The organism is Microcoleus sp. Pol11C3 (genome assembly GCF_036701485.1).
Lineage (GTDB): Bacteria > Cyanobacteriota > Cyanobacteriia > Cyanobacteriales > Microcoleaceae > Microcoleus.
In genome coordinates, this window is sequence record NZ_JAUBQW010000242.1 from 1 (window position 1) to 4,008 (window position 4,008).

Consider the following 4,008-nt stretch of genomic DNA (forward strand, 5'->3'; position numbering starts at 1 on the left):
GTATGGGGTTGTCCACGGTTTATACCTCTCTCAAAACATGAGCCTAGTTTACTTTGACTTGTGTGTACACGGTAGGGTTCCAGCCTGGGAACCGATATCTAGAGGCTCTGCCTCGCTTGCGAAAAGGGAGGCAGAGCCTCCGGATCTACCTTACCAGGCTGGAGCCTGGTAACGAGTAGAAACCACTTTTTGCGTAAGTCCAGAAAAATAGACTTAGTTCTTAGTAGTCTCTAACTTAATACGAAGCTGACTCTATTTTGGATTTAAAATTTTTCCTCTTTGCCTAAAACATCCAATTTCCGCTCATCTCCGTATAAACTATAGGACTTACGCAAAGAAACCGGGTTTCTCTGAAAAATCTTGGTTGAGCAACTAGAAATCTACGAATAAACCCGGTATCTGACCTCGGTGTGCGTAAGTTCTGAACTAAATAAGCAAGGAAATTAGTTTATGAACGATCGCAGGCTGGGACGACGGCAATTGCTTTGGTATTTAGGGCTGGGAGTTAGTGGAACTGCTCTCAGTTGTGGCTTTAAGAAAGATATTATCCCAACTTCTAGCTCTGACAATATCCCCACACCTGCTCCTGCTAAAAGTCCTAATTTACCGACAGTCGAGAACGTTGCTGCCTCACCAACCGGAAAGTCTTTACCCGAGTTTCAAGGTATCAGCCAGTGGCTAAATTCTGCGCCGCTGAAAATAGCCGATCTTAAAGGTAAAGTGGTGTTGGTGCAATTTTGGACATTTGCCTGCATTAACTGTCAGCGCACTCTGCCCTACATCGTCCGCTGGCACCAGCAATATGCCGATCGCGGATTGAAGATTGTGGGCATACACACCCCTGAATTTCCCTTTGAGCGGGATGCAAACAACGTCAAAAAAGCTTTACAGCAACACCAAATTACCTATCCAGTGCCTCTGGATAACGAATTTAAAACTTGGGCGGCTTACCAGAATGAATACTGGCCTCATTTATTTTTAGCCGATCGCCAAGGCATCTGGCGCTATGACCATATTGGGGAAGGAGCTTATGAGGAAACCGAGCAGACTATTCGCAAATTATTAGGGTAGTCAAATGGCAATTTCACTAACTTCCGGTGGTGTCGCCCTGGTAGCAGGAGTTTTAACAATTCTTTCGCCCTGCGTCTTACCAATCCTACCCATATTATTAGGACGCAGCCTTCAATCTCATCGCTATGGCCCCATTGCTTTAGTATCAGGATTGATCGCTGGTTTTGCCGCAATTGGGAGCTTGTTGGGAGTGACATCAGGCTGGTTTATCAACTTTGCTAGCATCCTCCGAACAGGAGCACTTGCCTTTCTTTTGATGGCTGGGATCAGTGCCATTTTTCCGCAGAGTTACCAACTGTTGTTTAAATACTTACACTTTGAAAGTTGGCTGAAAGCACCCGCACGAGTAGGGTTGGTTGGCGAATTTTGGCTGGGCACCCAACTCGGCTTACTTTGGACACCTTGTGCGGGGTCTGTTTTGGCGAGTATTTTGGTTTTAGCTGTTGTCAACCCTCAACCTATAACTGCGTTTGTTTTACTGATTTTGTACGGTTTGGGAGCCGGGTTGCCGCTACTGGCGATCGCCTATGGAGGACGTTATTTCAGCCAGCATTTATTACGTGTGCGCCCCCACAGTGCAGCCTTACAAAGAATCGGCGGCCTAATTGTTGTGGGAAGTGCGATCGGGATTCTTTTGGGTTGGGATGTCAAGATACAGCTTTGGTTAGCTCCGTTTTTTCCAACTCTGCCACTGTGAAGGCCATTGCGAAGGCCACTGCGAAGTGCGATCGGATTAAACTATTAAACCTCTCCCATAATTTTTGTAGAACAGGCATCCTGCCTGTTCAAGACTTGGTTTTGTGCAGATGTCTATTAATTATTTTTCAGATACAGTCCGCCATTCATCTCGCAGCCAAATTGGGTAGAATTATGGCGGGAGATGTATGGCGGTTGAAGGTAAAAGTCGGTGATGTTTTTAGTGGAAGCTATTTTTTCATAGCATCGGGACTCTTCATCCCATCCTGACTCTTCATAGCATCGGGACTCTTCATCCCATCATGACTCTTCATAGCATCAGGACTCTTCATACCATCATGACTCTTCATAGCATCAGGACTCTTCATCCCATCCTGACTCTTCATCGCATCGGGGGAAGCGCTAGGAGCCGCCTGATTTGCGCTACTAGGAGTAGAAGAGCAGCCATACAGGCTAGCCGTTAGAGTCAAACCAACAATCAAATAAAGCACTTTCCGGTTCATATTTTTCTTCCAAATTTGAGGAATCTTGATTTAAGCAGTCAGCAGGTAATAGCTAGCCGTCGTTCCTCTTATAGTACGGATTACTCCTTTGATTGGATTGCGAATATCCTAAATTTATTGCGATCGAGTTTAAAATACCCAGTTTGGATACATCCAATCACCTCTGTAGGTCGTATTTAAGAAGATGGGGCCCGATTATTTTTGGAGACGCGCTTGCTGCAATAACCAGAATCAACTTAAAATTATCAGTTTAGGTCTGTTCTACGAAACACCTATGGATTTGAACTCTGCCGAAACAAGCGCGGACAACTTTGACAAACAGACTGACGCTGAGTTATTTCGGTTGATGAGTGTTGGTCAACCCTCTGCCTTGGGCATTATTTATAACCGCTATGGCAGCTTAGTCTACAGATTGGCGCTGAGAATTCTTAGCAATCCTCAAGAGGCAGAAGACTTAACTCAAGAGATTTTTCTCAATCTCTGGAATAGGGGCGCATACAATCCGAATCGCGGCTCTATGAGCAGCTTTTTGACAACTATGACTCGATCGCGCGCAATTGATAAACTTCGTTCCCGCAGCACTAACTTAAAATTTCTCCAGCGATGGAGTCAAATGATGGCTACAGAAATTCCCCCTCTCACGCCTTTTGAGTCAGCTTCTTTAAGTGACAGATCGCACTGTGTTCGCGATGCCTTAGCTCAACTTTCCGAAAAACAGCGACAGGTGTTAGAGATGGCTTACTATGAGGGTCTGAGTCAATCAGAAATCGCGACTAAACTTAGTATACCGCTGGGAACAATTAAAACTTGGTCTCGGCAAGGTTTATTGAACTTAAGAAAAAATTTACAAAATTTAATTGGCTAGTTGCACCTATGACAGAGCCTTTATTCCCTGAACGCTCAGAAGAATTGATGGCAGGTTATGTACTTGGCAACCTCAGCTCTGAAGAAGCTGAGGAATTAAGGCGAGTGTTGAAAGAAAATCCCGAACTAGCTACAGAGGTTGCTAGCCTGCAAGAAGTCCTGGAATTTATACCCTACGCCCTACCTGATATAGCACCGCCACCACACCTTTATTCCGCCATTTTAGAAGCTGCCTCGGCGGCTAGCGTTGCAGTACCAAATCCTCATGTTTCTGAAGTTCCTAACTCATTAGCCCAGGAAAAACGGCAGCATTCACCTCTACAATGGAGTCGCGTTCTTGGTAGCATAGCGGCACTATTGGCGTTAGCCTTTGGTTTGGATAACTACCGAATCAGGCAAGAAATAACAACGCTTGAGGCTCAGGTAGTGCGACAAAAAGATGTGATTGCAATGCTGCAACAGCCTAATACTCGTCTAGTTTCCCTCAAAGGCATGGCTGACGCATCTGCTGCCTCTGGAAGTATTGTGATCACACCGGGTGAACCCAAAGCTGTTTTAATCTTAAGGAACCTTCCGGTTTTACCAAAGGGTCAGTTTTATCAATTATGGTCGGTTAATAATAATGAAAAAATCGCTTGGGAGCAGTTTAATACTAATGAAGCAGGAACAGTTTTTGTCAAACTTTCTCTGCCTGCTAATACGGAAGTAACACCATTAGTTGTCACGGTTGAAGCATCCCCCTTACTTAAAAATCCTACGGGGCCTATGGTAATGACGGGGACTCTATAAACTAATTGGGGCTTGCTGAATATATCGATCGCACTTGAGGTAGCCTGGGTTTTGAGCGCGCGATCGAGAATAAAGTGCAAGATAA

Annotated in this window: 5 protein-coding genes; 4 read left to right on the forward strand and 1 reads right to left on the reverse strand. The window is 45.0% G+C overall.

Features of this window, described 5'->3' with window-relative positions; genetic code table 11:
* Nucleotides 1-450: 450 nt before the first annotated feature.
* Nucleotides 451-1,071, forward strand: coding sequence for a thioredoxin family protein (locus QUA40_RS27920; RefSeq protein ID WP_333131846.1), 621 nt, complete (start codon nt 451-453; stop codon nt 1,069-1,071).
* A gap of 4 nt (nt 1,072-1,075) precedes the next feature.
* Complete coding sequence (locus tag QUA40_RS27925; RefSeq protein WP_333131848.1) at nt 1,076-1,768, forward strand: cytochrome c biogenesis protein CcdA; 693 nt, start codon at nt 1,076-1,078, stop codon at nt 1,766-1,768.
* Between the two features lie 229 nt (nt 1,769-1,997).
* Here QUA40_RS27925 and QUA40_RS27930 read toward each other — a convergent pair whose 3' ends face one another.
* Nucleotides 1,998-2,270 (reverse strand): hypothetical protein, encoded by a 273-nt coding sequence (locus QUA40_RS27930; RefSeq protein WP_333131850.1) that lies wholly within the window; start codon nt 2,268-2,270, stop codon nt 1,998-2,000.
* 274 nt (nt 2,271-2,544) lie between these two features.
* Between QUA40_RS27930 and QUA40_RS27935 the strand changes: the two genes are divergently transcribed.
* Nucleotides 2,545-3,135: a sigma-70 family RNA polymerase sigma factor gene (locus QUA40_RS27935; RefSeq protein WP_333131853.1), complete on the forward strand. Its 591-nt coding sequence runs from the start codon at nt 2,545-2,547 to the stop codon at nt 3,133-3,135.
* An 8-nt stretch (nt 3,136-3,143) separates the two neighbouring features.
* Complete coding sequence (locus QUA40_RS27940) at nt 3,144-3,923, forward strand: anti-sigma factor (RefSeq protein WP_333131855.1); 780 nt, start codon at nt 3,144-3,146, stop codon at nt 3,921-3,923.
* The last annotated feature ends 85 nt before the right edge of the window (nt 3,924-4,008 follow it).

Coding starts and splice junctions, on each gene's coding strand:
- QUA40_RS27920 (WP_333131846.1), top strand. CDS start 451: ATGAACGATCGCAGGCTGGGACGACGGCAATTGCTTTGGTATTTAGGG.
- QUA40_RS27925 (WP_333131848.1), top strand. CDS start 1,076: ATGGCAATTTCACTAACTTCCGGTGGTGTCGCCCTGGTAGCAGGAGTT.
- QUA40_RS27930 (WP_333131850.1), bottom strand. CDS start 2,270: ATGAACCGGAAAGTGCTTTATTTGATTGTTGGTTTGACTCTAACGGCT.
- QUA40_RS27935 (WP_333131853.1), top strand. CDS start 2,545: ATGGATTTGAACTCTGCCGAAACAAGCGCGGACAACTTTGACAAACAG.
- QUA40_RS27940 (WP_333131855.1), top strand. CDS start 3,144: ATGACAGAGCCTTTATTCCCTGAACGCTCAGAAGAATTGATGGCAGGT.